Origin of the sequence: Marinomonas alcarazii, assembly GCF_003208215.1 — a bacterium.
GTDB classification, from domain to species: domain Bacteria; phylum Pseudomonadota; class Gammaproteobacteria; order Pseudomonadales; family Marinomonadaceae; genus Marinomonas; species Marinomonas alcarazii.
Genome location: NZ_QKLW01000007.1, coordinates 1 through 19,063 on the forward strand (window position 1 = coordinate 1; position 19,063 = coordinate 19,063).

Below are 19,063 nucleotides of genomic sequence, written 5' to 3' on the forward strand. Positions count from 1 at the left end.
CAACCAAACCCAACGGCAGATCACACTCGTACCTCGTTCATCTGCCCTACAAGACCATAGGCCTGCATAAGGAAGACACGATCATGATCCGACATCCCCAACCAAGTCCACGAAACCACCAACCACATCCCAACACCCACCACCCCGTAGGTCGGATGAGACGAGGAACGAGGCGTGATCCGACATTTACCCGAAACACACAATCCAAACTTGTATTTACAACTCAATACCGAGAAAATGCCGCTCCAGCATTTATTAAACACGTCTAGGAAGACTATTTTACATGACCATTCTCACCACACTTGGCCCCTTATTAATCGCCCTTCTCTTTGGTTATTGGGTCGACATCAAACTATTCACACCGGCTCGAGTGGCGAAAGGATTAGAACAGCTGGTTTACCTTATTTTGGGCTTAATCGGCTTTAGCTTAGGTGCACTGGATAACCTAGCGCAGAAATTATTTATCGCTGGTTACCAAGCCACGATTTTCTTTGTGCTGATCAGCGTATTAAGCCTAGGAGGCTTATATCTAAGCGGTCTGCGCTTTGGTGGCACTCATGCTGACAGCCTTGCGCAAGGCCCCTCAGACAGCAAAAGCCATGCTCTAATGGACGCAGCAAAAACCCTCGCTTGGGTGATCGGTGGTTTGATTGTCGGGATTTTTGCCAAAGATTGGCTAACGGGTGTAGACGAGCTGGTTACAGGCTTGCTGTATGTTCTACTGTTTTTGATCGGCTGCCAACTTCGTCAAGGCAACCATCGCCTACGTAAGCTCTTCTTGAATTCACAAGGCGTCATCATTGCACTTGTTACCATCGTCACCACCTTACTGGCTGGTTGGATTGGCAGTGTTGTATTAGGACTAAGCTGGAACCAAGGCCTAGCCGTCGTCTCAGGCTTCGGCTGGTACAGTTTGTCAGGCATTCTTATCACAGGTCTAGGCGATCCTGTGCTTGGCACTACCGCTTTCTTACTTGACCTTGGACGCGAGATCTTGGCGCTCATGCTGATACCATTCTTAGCGAGACTCAACAGCCACATGTCTGTTGGCTATTCTGGTGCCACGGCCATGGACTTTACCTTACCCATGCTGGGCAAGTTTCATGGTGCGCAAATCATCCCTGTCTGCATCGCCAGCGGTTTTATTATGAGCATTCTAGTGCCCATTTTAATCCCATTGTTTATGAGAGTTTAGAACAACACCCACCAACCCGTAGGTCGGATGAGACGAGGAACGAGGCGTGATCCGACATTCCCAACCAAGTCCACGAAACCACCAACCACATCACAACACCACACCCCGTAGGTCGGATGAGGCGAGGAACGAGGCGTGATCCGACATTTCAACCAAACCCAACGGCAGATCACACTCGTACCTCGTTCATCTGCCCTACAAGACCATAGGCCTGCATAAGGAAGACACGATCATGATCCGACATTCCAACAAACCCAACGGCAGATCACACTCGTACCTCGTTCATCTGCCCTACGAAAAATGTCAGTAAACCGTAAAGACGGCCAGACAAAAAAAGCGTCTTTCGCAAACACCGTCATGCTTTTGTAAAAGCGATTGTCTGACCAAAGAATAGCGGATTAATCTCTCAACACGTCTTGTGCTTTGTGGAACCGTTCTCGAAATAAAAGAGAGATCTATTGGAACGAAAACAAAGTGTGCAGGTGAAGGGGTCACTTTGGTAACTAACGTACTAGCATATAAATGGGCGTAAAACAGCCTACCTTATGTTAAACACTTATGTTACAAAAGGTCAGCGGATCTGATTTTGCAAAGCACAAGGCGTATACCATTGTTCCTGCTTTGTTAACGCCCCATAAATGCTTTATTAAATACTGTATGCGAATCGAACTCCGTCTTACGCTTCACATCACCCGGTGATAAATTAATAAATAATGGAACACTTTCTTATGAAAAAAACACTTATTGCGGCGCTGGTTATGTCCTCTGTTTCTTTTGCGTACGCAGACGACAGTGCAATTAAACTAGATTCGAAAGAACAACGCCTTGGCTACAGCATTGGCACCATGTTTGGCACACGCATGTCACAAGATTTCTCTGAACTAGACATGAAAACCTTCATGGCGGGTTTCCAAGATGCATTTGCTGGCAAAGAAGGCAAAATGAGCATGGAAGAAGTCACTCAAACCATCCAAGCTTATCAGCAAGAGCAAATGGAAAAAGCGCAACTTGAGCAAGAAAAAGCCGCTGAAGAAGCCAAAGCCGCTTCCGCTGCATGGTTAAAAGAGAAAGAAGCAGAAGATGGCGTGAAAAAAACCGAATCGGGTTTGCTTTATAAAGTCATCACCGAAGGTAAAGGCGATAAGCCAAGCGCAACAGACACAGTTGAAGTGGACTACGAAGGTAGCCTAGCAGACGGCACCGTATTCGATAGCTCATACAAACGTGGCGAGTCCATTACTTTCCCATTGAATGGCGTTATCCCTGGCTGGACAGAAGGTCTACAGCTTATGCCTGTTGGCTCTAAATACGAGCTATACATCCCAGCGGACCTTGCTTACGGCCCTGGCGGCACAGGCCCAATTCCACCAAATGCCGCGCTTAAATTTGTTGTAGAACTACACAACATAGAAAAAGCAGAAGAAACAAAAGAAGCGAAATAAGCTTTTAAAAAATAGCGAAACACTTAAAACAATGGCCATCATTTGATGGCCATTTTTATGGAACATTACCCTTCTTGGTGAATTAATGCCTTTTTGAAATACGCTTTCATTTCGACAATTCTTTTCGTTCAGCCCAACGAACCGCAGCCCAAAAATACACAATCGAAAAGACGTACATCATCACACCAATATTGTGACTAAACATCACCTGCGATAGACCAAAATCCATATAACACATAGGGACCAAAGCCCCTGCCATAGCAAAGGACCGAATATTCCAATTGTCAGGGTACTGACGCATTTTCTTAAGAAAGAGCCGTAGAGGAATCAAATACACAGCTATGAGAAATGCAAAACCAATAATACCAGTTAAACCCAATGCATTAATAAATTCATTATGTGCATGACTATGAGTTAATACTTTTTCAGATACTGTCCCTTCACCAATAAGACGTTCCTTTACTGCGACGCTACCGTATTCGCCAACCCCGACTAAAGGAGACTCTTCAAACATAATCAAGGCCGCTTTCCACATTTCGAACCTAAGTCCAACAGAGGAATCTTTATCAACCCCCTTATCATACCTAACAACATCGTTAATCGCCTGACCAATTCGATCTTTTATTCCCGTCTGAGGAACAACTACTGCCGCAGTGACTAAGAGCATAGACGTGATACAAACACCCCACACAAGCTTTTTCCCTAATAAAAAACGACTTTGCCACAGCAGGAAAAAACCAATCAGAGGAAGAGCAACCCAGCCACCACGAGAAGCAGACAAGACTGAAGCTCCAATACCACACAAACCACCCAGAACAGCCAACATCATCCATATACGACGTTTATTAGCGTAAAAATAGGTTGCAGACACAAAGCTCATCAATCCAAGCAACATCCCTGTATTACCGAACATTATAGGATGTTCACTACCATGAGCGCGGCCATAACCAAGCACCTTTCGCTCATAAACGGCCAAAGAAAATGCTCCAATAGCCCCAATAATGGTTCCAAACCAAAGCCATTTTTCTCGCCCTGCCGATTTCAGCAATAACAACAGCACTGGAAGGACTAAAATAAATCGAGAGGGTCTATCAAGCTCCCGAGTATGCCATCCGTCTAGATACACAAAACCAAACATAGCGACAGCATAGAACGCAAATCCAAAAAAAAGTAACTTGTCCTCTTTGTTCAACACAGACCATTTAGGCTTTAGCAAAAAAATAAGTGACAAAAGAAAAATAAAAGTCGTACCAATGTTGTAGCCGTTAGGCACAGTAATCGATAACGCGAAAGTCAGAGCAGCGAAAAACCACGCTAAAGCACTAAAAACAGTGTTCAACATACAAAAAAAAATCCTTTATTAGGTCTCATGACTGGCAGATATACCAAGCATACCGTTAAAATGCACAACGCTCAGATTAACGAGCGACTATTCAATTAATTTTTATCCGTTTACTGCTATCATACAGCGGATATAAGTCATTGATTATACCTAATATACGAGATGAGAAAGAAGTGAAAAAAGGACTAACATTAAAAGAACACAGTGCATCTGTCGGTATAAGCCACAGAGTTCTCGATATTTTATGCTTATTCGCTACTGGTTTACTTAGTTACTGGTTACGCTTTTCACACCTAGATCTAAACATCGCCTATAAGAATGTTTTGTTATTAGGTGTCATTATTGGCGCGACGCTATTATCCATATTTGGTGGCTACCGCGCATGGCGAGGCTCTTCTTTCACCAGCGAAATACAATGCGTTGTCAGCGCCACTTTTGGCACTTTTTTATTGCTTGTACTAAGCGCCTTCGCGACACAAACATCCGAACTTTATTCTCGGATCTGGGTGGCTACCTGGCTGGCATCTTCAACATTTTTTATCATTGGTTATCGACTTGTGTTAAGACAAACTCTTGGCGCACTAAGAGCAAAAGGCTATAACATACGCCGAGTGCTCATTATAGGGAATGGTGAATTAGGCCAAAATGTTGCCCATAAACTGATTCAGAATCCATCTATGGGGTTGGTAGTTAAAGGCTTTATTACAGATCAAACCTCAGCAAACAATGAAACTTCTGTAGAAGGTATTCCAATTCTTGGGGGGTTAAAAGATATAGACCAACTAGTTCGTGACTTACATATAGATCAGGTATGGATAGCTCTTCCCATGAGTGAAGCGGAACAAATGGAGCAAGTACAAACAACGCTAGCGACCAGCGCTGTCACTATACGCATGGTGCCAGACATTTTTGGTTTTCAGCTACTAAACCACTCAATGACAGAAGTGGCTGGTTTACCCGTAATCAATTTGTCCACGTCGCACATGCTAGAAGGTAAAAACCGCTTTTTGAAATCGTTAGAAGACAAGCTTTTATCCGGCATCATTTTACTCTGCATTAGCCCAATCATGATTGCCCTAGCCATAGGTGTAAAACTGTCTTCTTCAGGACCTATTTTCTATCGACAAGAGCGTGTAAGCTGGAATGGTCGCTCATTCAACATGCTAAAATTTCGCTCTATGTCCGTAGACAGTGAAAAGGACGGCGTAAAATGGGGTGGAGCAACGAGCATGTCTGTCACCAAGTTTGGCGCCTTTATTCGCAAAACCAGTTTAGACGAACTGCCACAATTTATAAATGTTCTGAAAGGCGACATGTCTATCGTTGGACCACGCCCAGAAAGAACCGTCTTTGTCGATCAGTTTAAGCATGAAATCCCCGGCTACATGCAAAAGCATATGGTGAAAGCTGGCATTACAGGCTGGGCGCAAATTAATGGCTGGCGCGGGGATACTGACCTTAAAAAACGTATTGAATGCGATCTATACTATATAGAACATTGGTCGATTTGGTTTGACCTTAGAATTATCTTTTTGACATTCTGGAAAGGTTTCATACATAAAAACGCCGCATAAAGCGGCGTTCTCTTACTACACTCTGTTCCAATAGCTTTTATACATTGACAACTTTCTAGATAACCCTACACCAAACTGCGAATGTTTTTTTCCAAGTTTATAACCAATAAACTTAGCCATTGATGTAAAAGTAGACGAAATAAGCCAAGTGTATTTTTTGCTTTTACAGACATATTTCAGCTGATCTAAAGCAAATTTCACCCCCTCTCCCTCGACCGAGCCTAACTCATCAATCATCCAAGACTGTGTAGAGTGGAAAACACCAATATCAAAATAGCGTTGGAACTCTTGGAAAACAGAGTAGTTATGAGAATGTCGTACTTTTGCCCCAGAGACATAAGCGACTTTTTTATTAGCAACCAAAGCTTTTGCTGCTACATAGGCATCTTCACCTAAGATTAGATGCTCTGGAAAACCACCAATCGAACGTAAGAAATCTACACGATACGCAGCAAAAGAGTTAGACAAAAAAGCCTTCCTAAACCCAGCGGGAAAATCTTCCTTTAAACTGGTTACGTAACTATCGGATTTATAACTGTTATACCTAGCATGTTGCGCAAGTGGATTAGCATCTAAGTGCGGCAACTGACGACCATAGGCACAAACCACCTCCGGATCCTTGTCAAAAATTGAGACTAAATTCGAAAGCGCTTTCTCGTCTTCTAAAAGAGCATCCTGAGTCAAAAATACAACAAGCTCAGTTTCAATGTCAGCCAATGCATAAGACCTTGTGCCACCATGATCAAAATCTTTTTGCTCAATTTGCTCAATTTCAAAATTAAACTCTTGAGCCGTTGCTTGAGTATCGTCCTTAGAAGATGAATCAATTACCTTAACTCTGAATGGCATCAGAGCTTGACCGGCTAAGCGCCTAGCTGACTCTTTCCACAACTCACCGCCATTATAGGTAGGAATAACAACAGTGAAGTTCATCATGTTAACTTACTCAAAACGAGAGCAAGGCTAGTACTCCACGAAGATGCCTGTATACCAAAAGAAGCAAGCGCTTGCGTCGACATCACCGAATACTCAGGTCGCTTAGCCGGGGTAGGATATTGGTCGGAGCTAATCGCTTTAAGCTGTGGGCGTTTAGCGATAATACCAAGTAACTCTGCTTTCGCAAAAATAGCACGAGCAAAACCATGCCAGCTGGTCGGTGTATCACCACAATAATGGTATGTCCCCCAAGTTATGAGCTTGCCCTGCTCATGCTGTTCACAAATGTGCAATATCGCCTTAGCTAAATCGCCAGCATACGTTGGGCAGCCGTATTGATCGGCCACCACACTCAGCGCATCACGCTCTTTTGCCAAACGCACCATGGTCTTAACAAAATTATTGCCGTATTCGCTAAATACCCAAGCCGTGCGTAAAATAATATGTTTATCACATGCCGCCGACACTGCGCGTTCGCCAGCGAGCTTAGAGGCGCCATAAATACCTTTCGGGTTAGTTTGGTCTGTGGGTAGATACGGCTCAACGGCTTCACCATCAAAAACATAATCGGTGGAAACATGAATAAAAGGAATACCTAAAATACCCGCTTGTTTCGCCAAAAGTTCTGGGCCAGTAGCATTCACTAGGTAGGCATTTTCGGAATCGGTTTCCGCCTTGTCCACCGCCGTATAAGCAGCGGCATTAACAATGATATCAGGCTTCACTTGCTCAACAACTGCCGCCACAAGATCAGCATCCACAATATTCAGCTCGGCAGAGCCATAAGCAAACAATTCATGATTTGTGCCCTTTAAGGCATCTTGAAAACAACGACCAAGCTGGCCATTCTTACCTGTGAGTAAAATACGCATTTAAATCAACTCACCTAATGTAAGGCCGTTTTGATCTTTTGCCGACAAAATCGGTTCAATGCCTTCAGGCCATTCTATACCAACGGTCGGATCATTCCACATCAGACAACCTTCATCGGTCGGGTCATAGTAATCTGTGCACTTATACTCAAAATCAGCCACATCCGATAACACAACAAAGCCATGGGCTAAGCCTGGCGGCACCCAAAACTGACGTTTATTTTCTTCTGATAAAATAACCCCAGCCCACAAACCATAAGTAGGCGAATCTTTACGGATATCAACCGCCACATCAAAGACTTCACCACGCACAACACGAACTAACTTGCCTTGCGGATTCGTTTTTTGGAAATGCAAACCGCGTAAAACGTTTTTCCCTGAGCGGGAGTGATTATCTTGAACAAATGGCAAATCAATACCCGCCAGCTCTTTATAACGCTCAGCCTGAAACGTCTCTAAAAAAAAGCCTCGTTCGTCACCAAACACCTTAGGCTCAATAATCACTACGCCGTCAATATTGGTTTTAATAACATTCATCACTATTACCTTCTTTTAATGGTCTTTTATTGATAACCATCAGCGACTTTAAGCAAATATTGGCCATAACCTGTTTTTTTCAATGACTCACCAGAAGCGCGCAATTGATCTGAACTAATCCACTTCTGACGATACGCAATCTCTTCTAAACAAGCGACCTTCAAACCTTGACGATGCTCAACAGTCTGTACGAACTGTCCCGCTTCTAACAGGGAATCATGAGTCCCCGTATCTAACCAAGCAAAGCCACGCCCGAGCAAGGAAACATGTAAATCACCACGGTTAAGATAAGCAAGGTTCACATCGGTAATCTCTAGCTCGCCACGCACTGAAGGCTTAATTTGTTTGGCAATTTCAACCACATCGTTATCGTAAAAATACAGCCCCGTCACCGCATAAGAAGATTTAGGGTTAGTGGGTTTTTCCTCGATACTAATGGCCTTTCCTGCATCATCAAAGGCCACAACCCCAAAGCGCTCAGGATCAGAAACGTGATACCCAAATACTGTTGCGCCTTTATCAAGAGACGAGGCTTGCTTTAACTTTTCAGAAAAATGCTGACCAAAGAAAATATTGTCACCTAATACCAGCGCGACATTGTCATCACCAATAAAGTCTTCACCTATCAAAAATGCTTGCGCTAATCCATCAGGCGCTGGCTGTACCGCGTAGGTCAGCTCAACACCGAACTGACTACCGTCGCCCAATAAATGCTGAAAGCTCGTCTGATCTTCTGGTGTCGTAATAATCAACACTTCGTTGATCCCTGCCAACATCAAGACAGACAAAGGATAATAAATCATCGGCTTATCATAGATGGGCATCAACTGCTTCGATGTTGCTAAAGTTAACGGATGCAAACGAGTACCACTGCCTCCGGCAAGAATAATCCCTTTACGTTTTGTCATAACCCTGCCCTTAAGCGTTTTCACCAATACGATGTAATTGATAGTCACCACTTAACACGCGCTGCCACCAATCTTGATTGTCTAAGTACCATTGTACAGTCTTACGCATACCTGTCTCAAAGGTTTCCTCAGGCTTCCAACCTAGATCATTGGCAATTTTGCTAGCATCAATCGCATAACGAACATCATGACCAGGGCGGTCTTTTACATAAGTGATCAAATCTTGATAGGCAATAACGCCATTTGGTTTGGTTGGAACAAGCTCTTCCAATAAAGCACAGATCGTTTTCACCACATCGATATTACGTTTCTCATTGTGGCCGCCAATATTATAGGTTTCACCTACTTTTCCTTCTGTCGCAACTTTCACCAAAGCGCGAGCATGGTCTTCTACATACAGCCAATCACGAATTTGCGAGCCATCACCGTACACAGGCAAGGCTTTACCAGACAAGGCATTCAAAATCACATGAGGGATAAGCTTTTCTGGGAAATGGTAAGGCCCGTAGTTATTAGAGCAATTCGTTACAATGGTAGGCAAACCGTAAGTACGCAACCAAGCACGAACTAAATGGTCCGAGCTGGCCTTGCTTGCTGAATAAGGCGAACTAGGCGCATAAGGCGTGGTTTCGGTAAACATAGGCAACTCACCCTCCACCTCATCAGGATGCGGCAAATCCCCATATACCTCATCAGTCGAAATGTGATGAAAACGAAACGCGGCTTTTTTATCGTCCGTTAACCCCATCCAATACTTACGGCTCGCTTCCAGCAAGGTATAAGTACCAACCACATTCGTTTGAATAAAATCACCAGGCCCATCAATAGAACGGTCTACATGGCTTTCAGCCGCCAAATGCATTACCACATCTGGCTGATGCGCTTGAAACACCCTATCCAACTCAACAGAGTCGCAAATATCCACCTGCTCAAAAGCGTAACGCTGGTCTTGCATAGATTCAGGAATAGACTCTAAATTGCCAGCGTAGGTCAGCTTATCTAGGTTAACAACACCATGCTGAGTGCTGCTCAACAAATAACGAATGACGGCACTTCCAATAAAACCGGCACCGCCGGTGATTAAAATTTTCATAGTGATCCATTTAAATATACGTTGCATTAAATTTTTAGTGATTAATATACTATTTAACTAAGGCACCTAGCTCTTATAAAAAAGATAACAAACCGTTAGTGAAAATTAGATTTTACTCTTCATACACTCCAAGCTTTCCTTTAAAGGCATCTTTTAAACCTTTAAGTATACAATAAATCTTGACCTTCTTATTCTTTTCATACAAAACAACACAAACTAGTTCATGCACAATACGCATAATATTTAATACAAAATATCCTTTGTATTTCTTAAAATACTTAAAAGAAAGATAAGTACCATTTCTTGATATATAATATTTTCTTATATGGTTGTGATGATTAGGCTTTAAATTGACCCCTAAAAAATTATGTAAATCTCTTTCACCTATTTGATGATTAAGCAATACATCTTTATTATAAAAAACATCAACATTAGAATCCACAGCTTTTAATAAAAACTCTGTATCCACATGATCAATAACAAATCTTTCATCAAATTTATTTAAATTAGTAAATACTGATGATTTTATACACATCCCAGATGAAATGCAAAAATGTGTTTTATTATCGTCTGTATCCGAAAAGTAAAACTTTGACATCTTTACAAACTTACCATAAGTTTTTGAATTAACATCATAAAAGTTAGGGCAAGATATAGACGCGTTATTGTTTAATGTAAATTGAGTCATTTTTTCATAAAAATCATCTGGAACTACTGAATCTTGATCAAATGTATAAAAATAATCAACATTATTTTTAATCAGCCAATCTGCCCCTCTATTGAATGCACCTGCAATCCCACCTACATTTGAATTATGAATATAATGTATATTTGAATCTAAAGGTAGGAGATACTTATTTGAGCTATTATCTACAACGCAAATGTATTCACATTGCTTAATATGGGATTTTAAATTATCCAAATGCTCAGAAGAAGGATTAAACCAAACAATCACAACACCAATTTTCAAAATTTCTCTCCAAAAGAGCAAAAATCATATCATTTAATAAAACCAGAAAAAACCCATACAAAAAGGCTAAAATTTTCTGAAAATGTTAACTTTCTATTAAAAAAATTAAATAAAAACTTAAACCTTAAAGCATAGCTTTTTTCTTTCGAATTAAAAAAACTCTTCACCACTTCTTTATTCTCGTTTTCATCAGGTAATAGTTTGTCCAACATAACCACTTGTTTAAACACTCGATCTAAACTAGATTCATCATTAGAAATAAAGTTACCAAGCTTTTCTAAAATTTTTTTTCTTCTCGCACCAAGAACATTTTTATCATGCTGCCTGTATAAAAAAGTTTTTTCCTCAGAAAAGCCAACAGAACCAAAAACCTTAGCCACCAGCAATAACCACCAATCATGCATCAGTATGTCACGAGGGAAAGGTTGAGCCTTTAATAGCAAAGCTCTATTTATAATCATTGCACAACCAGGCGATATATTTTTTAACAATATACCTTTCAGTGATTCGCTTAATTTTGGATCTATTTTTTGAAAATCCCAAAAAGAACCAGAAATTACATTTAAATCTTGATCTACAACTTTTAAATCCGTAAAAAAAAGAGCAGGAGTTTTTTTATTAATCTCGATGCTTTTAATACCTTTATAGAGCACATCAATCTTATTATTAAGCCAGACATCATCTTGATCTGAAATAATAATATAATCTGCAGTACTTTTTGAGAATGCGTTAGCAAAATTATAAATCACACCATTCTCACCATCATTAAGACTAAAATCAATTCTTTCAAAATCCAAAGAGTCTAATATTTCAGCTGTACCGTCAATAGAATTGTCATCAGAAACAATAATCTTATCTATTTTTTCATGAAAAGAATCAGCATTCATCATACTAAATATCTGTTCAGCAACATAATCAGCTCCATTATATGAAGCCATTACAATATCAATATCTCTCATCATTAAAATCTCACTGCGACTTAAAGATCAGCTTTATAATATATATAAAAAAATCTCAAAATAAAATAAACGAAAAATCAATCATATCAAGATTATTTATAGAAATTATTTCTTTGTAGTAATAAAAATAAACAAAATATCCGCCCATTAAAAAAATATAAGCTATTATTGATAAAAATCGACTACCAATAAAAACAAAGAAAAACCTATAAAAAAATGGGGAAATGAAAACAAGTGAATATCTAAATATCTCGCTAAATCTATTTTGAAAAACTTGATTCTGATAAAATACAATCAAAATAAGAAAAGATAAAAACATCATATTATAAGAAATCAATTCAAAATCTGACAGCTCTCTCATAAAAAGCCAATAACTAAATAAACAGGCAAGAAATAAAAAAAACAGAACCAATGAGTACGGATCACCTTCATTAGAACGCATAAGGTAAGAATTAAACTTGCTCAAACCTGGTATAGAAGTATCTAAATAAGACATCACCCACAAAATAGGGTCTAGGATCCCAAAACCTAAAACATATATTATTAAAAAAACAACGATGAGCCCCAAAACAATCTTGACAGAAAAATGAGTTTTGAACAAAGGCATAATCATCAAAATCAACAAGGAATAATGAAATAACAAGCAACTAATCAAGATAATTAAATTAAAATACAAAACTTTATTTTTAGATAAAAAATACATCCCCCAATAAGCAACTGCAATTCCCAAACTGACACGAACCACCGTACCGTCAAAGTACAAAAAGAAGAATGCAAAAAAACAAAACAATGACAATAATGGATCTCGACTAACCTTTTCTATTAATGTCAGTTTAACTGAAAAAGATAACATCGCGTAAAGACAAAAGAAAACTACCATTGGCAAAAATGATAAAGCCTTCATAGAAAACAAAAAAAACAACTCGTAACTTGCAATTTCATCAACTATGTTTGAAACCCCACTAATTGAATAATGAGAAAATATTTTTTGATATGCTACTGCATCATGAGAAAAATAAATTGAAAAAAAGCCAGACAACAAGCCACACAAAACGCAAAAAATATATTTATTAATTTTTTTTTCAGAATACAACCAAGTCATAAGCATCATATAAAATCCTGAAAAAACCGTCATCAGAATCGCCAAAAGTTTACCCCTTAATCAATAATCTTCCCAAATTTTTGACATATAAAGTCAAAAAAACCTTTAAACATGAATAGAGTCTTCTTCAATTTGTCTTGTTCGAAAAGCAAAACCTTAACCCCTTCAGTTAATATTTTAAACAGCTCATGACTTGTAAATACAGGAAAATTAATGCCATACCTAAAGAACAAATCCAACCGATTTCGCGTACTATAATAACGTCGAACGGCACTATGATTGGTGTAATAAACCTTACGCCCAAAAAAATCTGAACACGCAATATCACCAAGGTTATGCTCTAAGTAGCAGACTTGGTATAAGAGTACTTTAAAGCCTTTGCTCTTTACCCTTAGGCAATATTCATGATCAACGCAATCTATGAAGTATTTTTCTAAGAATCCTCCGACAGTCTGAAACGCCTTAAGAGAAATTAAATTACCTGACGTCATAACACTATCGACTTCAACGGTCGATATATCATCTTTAATTACAGGAATAGCGGTATTAATAGTTTTATGGACAGGCGACAAAACGCCCACTTTATGATCTTCTGGTAAAGAATACGCAAAATCAATCAATGACTGCAATGACGTCTCATCAAATCGGCTATCTTGATCCATGGTTAATAACCAAGAAGCACTGTTGTTTATTGCCTCTTTAGCCCCCCTATTTAGGGCTGAGGCGATCCCCAGATTCGATTCATTATCAATGTAAATAGCATTAGGATGACTTTTTATTTTTTCAACAAGGTTTATATTTTTTTGTTCTGAGTTATCGACAACATACAGCAAATTAACATGATCTATATATGAGGTAATATTTAACCAAATAGATTCATCAGGATTATATAAAACGACTACACCATCAGGTCTATGCATGTACCCAATCCTTGTAAACGAGAACGAAAAAAGCTAAAACGACAAACACTTCGGTTATCAATAAGGCTATTGTCGTACCTTGATAGGAATATAGATATGTCAAACTAAAGCACAAAACCAAGCTCAGTATCGCAGCAATCAATAAAACATAAAAAAAGAGTTTCTCACGACCTGTATTTAATAGGATCTGAGTACCAAAAATGTTATTAAGAAAAATAAGCAAGGGAATAATCAACATAACTTTCAAGACCCAAGCACTTTCCTGTAAATCATCACCATACAAAAGAGCAATAACATAATCCGATAAAAAATAACCCACACCAAGTGCGCAAAGATAAAAAGCACTGCCTAGGTAAGCAATCTTCTTTAACTTTTGCATCGCCAATTTTTTGTCTTTTTTCATCTTATTGGCAATTAACGGAAACAATGCGCCCGTTATAGGAGTCTGTGCTAACGCCAATGCTCGCATAATTTTCTCAGCAGCCACATAATAACCGACAGCAACAGGACCAGTCATTATTCCTAATATCACAATATTAGTAGAACTAAACAGAGTTATTTTCATTTGAGATAAAAAAACGTACCAACCATCAATGATATTTTTTCTAACCAATGCCCAAGATACAAACACGAACGAAACACCATGTTGATAATGAATTAAATACACAGCATAAGATGCTGAAAAAAACAACCCTAAAGCGGTTAGAATCGGCACCAAAAGATAATCCTCAGGCCCTTGAACAAAAACAAATATACCAACAGTAAACAATATTTTTGCTAGAACACTTAAATAGGTAATGTATTTCATTTTTTCCATGCCTTGGAAAAACCAAGTAGGAAACAAAGACTGCCAAACAATGACAAGAAACGAGCAAAGGTATAAAGGCCAATTTTCAATAACAGTAGGAAAAACAAAAAAACCAACCATTAACAATAAAAAACTCATACCAATCAAAACAGATTTAATGAAAAAAACACACGTATATATTTCATTGACTTTATTGATATCAGATCGATTAATTGAAATATCTCTCGTCGCTGTTAAATTAAAACCATAGTCAGTCAATACAAAAAAGTAGTACATCACAGCGGTAACAAAGGCCAACTGCCCAAATAACTCGACACCCAGTACTCGAACTAAAAAAGGCACCGTCAATAGAGGAAGAAAAGAATTAGCAGCTTGCATTAAGGCAAGAAAGGAAGCGTTTGCTAAAAAAGTCCTATTTTCAGTTTTCGCAAGAGACATACGGCCCGCATTTCATCAAAAAGTTCTAGAATATTCCAAGTCAAAGCAATGCAGCCATAGCTATGGAGAGTAACCAGATAGGTTGAGCTTAGTAAGCACAATTGAATGCATTATAACCATGACTATTGGCTTTGGACAGTAAACATGCAAACAATCCTCCTAACGCCCATACCAATCACTGAACCGCACTATATCATCTTCACCCAAATAGCTACCTGACTGCACTTCAATCAATTCAAGCGGAACCTTACCTGGGTTTTCTAAGGCATGAATCACACCAACAGGAATATAAGTAGACTCGTTCTCGGTCAGCAAAATCTCACGATCACCAATTTGCACTTTCGCCGTACCAGATACCACCACCCAATGCTCGGCACGATGATGATGCATTTGCACGCTTAACTTCTCGCTTGGTTTTACTACAATGCGCTTCACTTTATGTCTCTCGCCAGCATCGACTACCTGATAGGTTCCCCAAGGGCGATGCACTATTGTGTGATACATATGTTCTTCACGACCTTCGGCTTTAATGCGCTTCACAATTTTCTTCACATCTTGAGCGTTGTTTTTGTCCATCACTAAAACAGCATCGGCCGTTTCGACGATGACCAAATCTTGCACACCAACAGCCGCAATCAAACGAGATTCAGAACGGATAAAGCAATTAGACGAACCTTCTGACATAACATCCCCTAACAGGACATTATTATCAGCGTCTTTATCTGCGTAATCGTACAACGTATCCCATGCCCCAATGTCACTCCAATCCCCTGCATAAGGTACCACCTTGGCTTTCTTAGTAGGCTCCATCACCGCGAAGTCGATAGACTCTGCAGGGCATTGGGCGAACAAATCCGCATCTATGCGTACAAAATCTAAATCTTCGGAACGTTGTTGATAAGCATTATGAACCGCTTGAAAAATATCATCGCGGTGAACAGACAGTTCATCTAGAAAGGCTTTGGGGCGGAACAAAAACATACCGCTGTTCCACAGGTAATCACCTGAATCTAAATACGCCTGCGCTTTTTCAAGGTCGGGCTTTTCAACAAACTCCAGCACAGAGAAGTTTTCACCTGCACGAATATGACCGTAACCCGTTTCTGGCCGAGTAGGCTTAACACCAAAAGTCACTAAAGCATTATCGTTAGCCAGTTCAACCGCTTGCTTAATCGAGGCCTCAAACGCCGCGATATCACGAATAACATGGTCTGCTGGCAACACCAGCATCAAAGTATCGTCAGATTGGCTGCGTATAGACTCAAGCGCCGCCAATGCAATAGCAGGCGCCGTATTACGTCCGTTAGGCTCTAGCAGAATGGTGGATTTTTTAACACCAATTGAATGCAGCTGCTGAGCAATCAAAAAACGATGATCTTCGTTACAAACCACAATCGGGGCCGCCACATCCAAAGCCAACGTGCGCAGCATAGTCTGCTGTAAAAGACTGTATTCTTTATCCGTCAAAGGCAGACATTGCTTAGCAAAAAATTCACGAGATAACGGCCAAAGACGGCTGCCCACACCACCCGACAAAATTACAGGAACAATCTTCACAAAAAAACATCGCCAATAGCAAACTAATCCCGACATTCTAGCAAAAGTAGGAAATAAGAAATATAAGAATGGATTAAAGAAGGACAAATAAAGGAGGAAAGCTAATATGGGGTCGCATAAACACCACCCCATAAATAAATCTACACATCAAACCCATTCGGATTGCTCGATTGCCAACGCCATGCATCCCGACACATATCCTCTAAAGACAAGCTGACTTCCCAGCCCAAGATATCACGAGCCTTTTCCGCGTTAGCATAGAATTCTGCAATATCACCAGCACGTCTTGGCATAATCTCATAAGGAATAGCCTGCCCAGAGGCTTTTTCAAAGGCTTGAACAACATCTAAAACACTAAAACCAATACCTGCACCAAGATTATAGGCATCAATACTTTTTACGGTTTGGCTCGCCAATTTCTCCAAAGCCTTAATATGACCCAAAGCCAAATCCACTACATGAATATAATCACGCACGCCCGTACCATCATGTGTTGCATAATCACCACCAAACACACTTAATTGAGCACGCTTCCCCACGGCCACTTGAGTAATAAAAGGCATAAGGTTATTAGGGATTCCACGAGGATCCTCACCCATCAAGCCACTCGGATGCGCACCAACTGGATTAAAGTAACGCAATAAAGATACATTCCAGCGAGTATCCGAAGCATAAGCGTCTTGCAAAAACTGCTCTATCATCACCTTAGTTCGACCATAAGGGCTGGTCGAACTAAGAGGGAAATGCTCAACATAAGGAATTGGGTTGTTTTCTCCATATACTGTAGCAGAAGAACTAAACACCAAATCAAATACGCCATGCCCAGCCATGACATCAAGCAAGTTTAACGTACCAGTTAAGTTATTATGATAATAAGCCAAAGGGATTTTGGTCGACTCACCTACCGCCTTTAACCCGGCAAAGTGAATTACCGCTTGAATAGCATGAGCCTCAAATACCTGATTTAAAGCAGTTTTATCCAATAAATCTAATTGGTAAAAAGTCACCTGCTTTCCCGTAATACGCTCTATTCTATTTAAAACTTCAATATTCGAATTGCATAAGTTATCTACCACGACAACATCATAACCTTGGTTTAACAGCTCAACACAAGTATGACTACCAATAAAGCCTGTTCCACCCGTTACCAAAACAAACATCCTTCCCCCTAAAAATAAAAAAACAAAAAACCATGTTATTCTAACGACAACCATCAGGAAGATGGTATTCAACACAACAAGGAGACAAGTATGTCGACGTTATTTTTTCATTTCGATGGCACGGACAATAGCCCAAATGACGCCTTCGCACCAGCACACAGCGTTTCTAGCATCACCAATGTACTAAAATCCCATTTGTTACTTGGTGGCCAGTTACAACATCAGACAAACAGTGCGCCAACTCATTCACCTCATCGCAGTTTTTACTATGCGGGCATTGGCACCTATGGCAGTTGGCTAGAGCAGAAACTCAATGCCGCCTTTGCCATCGAATCCGGTCACGTTGCCAACATTTTAAATCGCGCCATAAACGACTTCAAAACACATTACACGCCATCCATTCGCCATATTGTCTTAATCGGCTTTAGCCGAGGCGCAGCGCTCGCAAGACGCTTCGCCGCACTCATCACGCCACTGATCGAACGCCCTATTATCATAGAAGCCGTTATCGATACCGTGGCTTCCGTCGGTATGCCAAACCTAAATAAAGCAAAACGCCCCAGCACAGAAGTGGTATTCGAACATGGAAACACACTGCCAGAGGGAGTACACCGAGCCTTACATTTTGTTGCACTAGATGAACAACGCCTCGCCTTTCGCCCCACACTAATTAACCATGACGACAGAGCCGTTGAAATTTGGCTAGCAGGTGTGCATTCGGATATTGGCGGTGGTTACCGCAAAGATGGGATAGGAGACATAGTGCTGCGCCTCTTGATAGACTGGATAGAGAAACAGACCAAACAACGCAGCTACCAAACAGCACGTCTAGCAAAGAATCGGCCACTGCACTGGCAGACATTACTCACCATAGAACCAAAGCACCTAGGCAAAATACACTATCAACATCGCCACTTAAAAACATGGCGAGAAATCACCCTTGCACCACGACACTGCTGCGTATTGGAAAACGACCAACCCAACCGAGCCCTATCTCCCAACTGGCACCAAAGCGTTGCTCAGCGTATCCGCAGCAACATTGGCTACTTCCCCATTGCACACTGCCCAACACCCGCCATACTCTGGCGCTCCAAACGATAAAACCACTTATACACCACATAACCCGTAGGTCAGATGAGCCGAGGTACGAGGCGTGATCTGACAATTCCCCCCCTTATCAAGGGGGTTAGGATGGGGTTCTGCTCTTGGTCTTTGTTCCCTCCCCTTATCAAGGGGGTTAGGATGGGGTT

General features: G+C 40.5%; 17 protein-coding genes. 4 read left to right on the forward strand and 13 right to left on the reverse strand.

Annotated features, from left to right (window positions below; genetic code table 11):
* The first annotated feature begins 283 nt into the window (after positions 1–283).
* Both DFP75_RS13565 and bamJ read left to right on the forward strand, forming a co-directional pair.
* Positions 284–1,195, forward strand: a complete 912-nt coding sequence (locus DFP75_RS13565; protein WP_110576584.1) for a LysO family transporter — start codon at positions 284–286, stop codon at positions 1,193–1,195.
* Between the two features lie 728 nt (positions 1,196–1,923).
* Complete coding sequence (bamJ, locus tag DFP75_RS13570; protein WP_175404960.1) at positions 1,924–2,637, forward strand: BamJ family beta-barrel-assembly machinery protein; 714 nt, start codon at positions 1,924–1,926, stop codon at positions 2,635–2,637.
* A 106-nt stretch (positions 2,638–2,743) separates the two neighbouring features.
* On the opposite strand, the gene DFP75_RS13575 is transcribed toward bamJ, so the two are convergent.
* Positions 2,744–3,979, reverse strand: coding sequence for an O-antigen ligase family protein (locus DFP75_RS13575; RefSeq protein WP_110576589.1), 1,236 nt, complete (start codon positions 3,977–3,979; stop codon positions 2,744–2,746).
* Positions 3,980–4,152: 173 nt separating this feature from the next.
* Here DFP75_RS13575 and DFP75_RS13580 point away from each other — a divergent pair, with 173 nt between their 5' ends.
* A complete protein-coding gene (locus tag DFP75_RS13580; protein WP_110576591.1) occupies positions 4,153–5,553 on the forward strand; it encodes an undecaprenyl-phosphate glucose phosphotransferase in 1,401 nt (466 codons plus the stop codon).
* Positions 5,554–5,568: 15 nt separating this feature from the next.
* Here the strand turns inward: DFP75_RS13580 and DFP75_RS13585 are convergent, their stop codons facing one another.
* From DFP75_RS13585 to galE, 12 genes are all read right to left on the reverse strand, one after another.
* The gene (locus DFP75_RS13585) at positions 5,569–6,489 is read right to left on the reverse strand and encodes a glycosyltransferase family 2 protein (protein ID WP_110576593.1); all 921 of its coding nucleotides are present in this window, start codon (positions 6,487–6,489) and stop codon (positions 5,569–5,571) included.
* Positions 6,486–7,361: a dTDP-4-dehydrorhamnose reductase gene (rfbD, locus tag DFP75_RS13590; protein WP_110576595.1), complete on the reverse strand. Its 876-nt coding sequence runs from the start codon at positions 7,359–7,361 to the stop codon at positions 6,486–6,488. Before rfbD ends, DFP75_RS13585 begins: the two co-directional genes overlap by 4 nt.
* The gene (gene rfbC / locus DFP75_RS13595; protein WP_146219960.1) at positions 7,362–7,898 is read right to left on the reverse strand and encodes a dTDP-4-dehydrorhamnose 3,5-epimerase; all 537 of its coding nucleotides are present in this window, start codon (positions 7,896–7,898) and stop codon (positions 7,362–7,364) included.
* A gap of 26 nt (positions 7,899–7,924) precedes the next feature.
* On the reverse strand, positions 7,925–8,806 hold the full coding sequence (gene rfbA, locus DFP75_RS13600) for a glucose-1-phosphate thymidylyltransferase RfbA (RefSeq protein ID WP_110576598.1): 882 nt from the start codon (positions 8,804–8,806) through the stop codon (positions 7,925–7,927).
* A gap of 10 nt (positions 8,807–8,816) precedes the next feature.
* A complete protein-coding gene (gene rfbB / locus DFP75_RS13605; RefSeq protein WP_110576600.1) occupies positions 8,817–9,899 on the reverse strand; it encodes a dTDP-glucose 4,6-dehydratase in 1,083 nt (360 codons plus the stop codon).
* 112 nt (positions 9,900–10,011) lie between these two features.
* The gene (locus DFP75_RS13610) at positions 10,012–10,869 is read right to left on the reverse strand and encodes a glycosyltransferase (protein ID WP_110576602.1); all 858 of its coding nucleotides are present in this window, start codon (positions 10,867–10,869) and stop codon (positions 10,012–10,014) included.
* Between the two features lie 29 nt (positions 10,870–10,898).
* The gene (locus DFP75_RS13615; RefSeq protein WP_110576603.1) at positions 10,899–11,831 is read right to left on the reverse strand and encodes a glycosyltransferase; all 933 of its coding nucleotides are present in this window, start codon (positions 11,829–11,831) and stop codon (positions 10,899–10,901) included.
* A gap of 52 nt (positions 11,832–11,883) precedes the next feature.
* On the reverse strand, positions 11,884–12,975 hold the full coding sequence (locus DFP75_RS13620; RefSeq protein WP_146219961.1) for an EpsG family protein: 1,092 nt from the start codon (positions 12,973–12,975) through the stop codon (positions 11,884–11,886).
* An 11-nt stretch (positions 12,976–12,986) separates the two neighbouring features.
* On the reverse strand, positions 12,987–13,850 hold the full coding sequence (locus DFP75_RS13625) for a glycosyltransferase family 2 protein (protein ID WP_110576605.1): 864 nt from the start codon (positions 13,848–13,850) through the stop codon (positions 12,987–12,989).
* Positions 13,843–15,096 carry a flippase gene (locus DFP75_RS13630; RefSeq protein ID WP_110576606.1) on the reverse strand — a complete coding sequence of 418 codons (1,254 nt, stop codon included), beginning with the start codon at positions 15,094–15,096 and terminating at the stop codon, positions 13,843–13,845. The genes DFP75_RS13625 and DFP75_RS13630 overlap by 8 nt, the downstream gene beginning before the upstream one ends.
* A gap of 159 nt (positions 15,097–15,255) precedes the next feature.
* On the reverse strand, positions 15,256–16,653 hold the full coding sequence (locus DFP75_RS13635; protein WP_245927062.1) for a mannose-1-phosphate guanylyltransferase/mannose-6-phosphate isomerase: 1,398 nt from the start codon (positions 16,651–16,653) through the stop codon (positions 15,256–15,258).
* Positions 16,654–16,793: 140 nt separating this feature from the next.
* On the reverse strand, positions 16,794–17,813 hold the full coding sequence (galE, locus tag DFP75_RS13640; RefSeq protein ID WP_110576608.1) for a UDP-glucose 4-epimerase GalE: 1,020 nt from the start codon (positions 17,811–17,813) through the stop codon (positions 16,794–16,796).
* Positions 17,814–17,903: 90 nt separating this feature from the next.
* On the opposite strand from galE, the gene DFP75_RS13645 reads away from it, so the two are divergent.
* Positions 17,904–18,914, forward strand: a complete 1,011-nt coding sequence (locus tag DFP75_RS13645; RefSeq protein WP_110576609.1) for a T6SS phospholipase effector Tle1-like catalytic domain-containing protein — start codon at positions 17,904–17,906, stop codon at positions 18,912–18,914.
* Positions 18,915–19,063 lie beyond the last annotated feature (149 nt).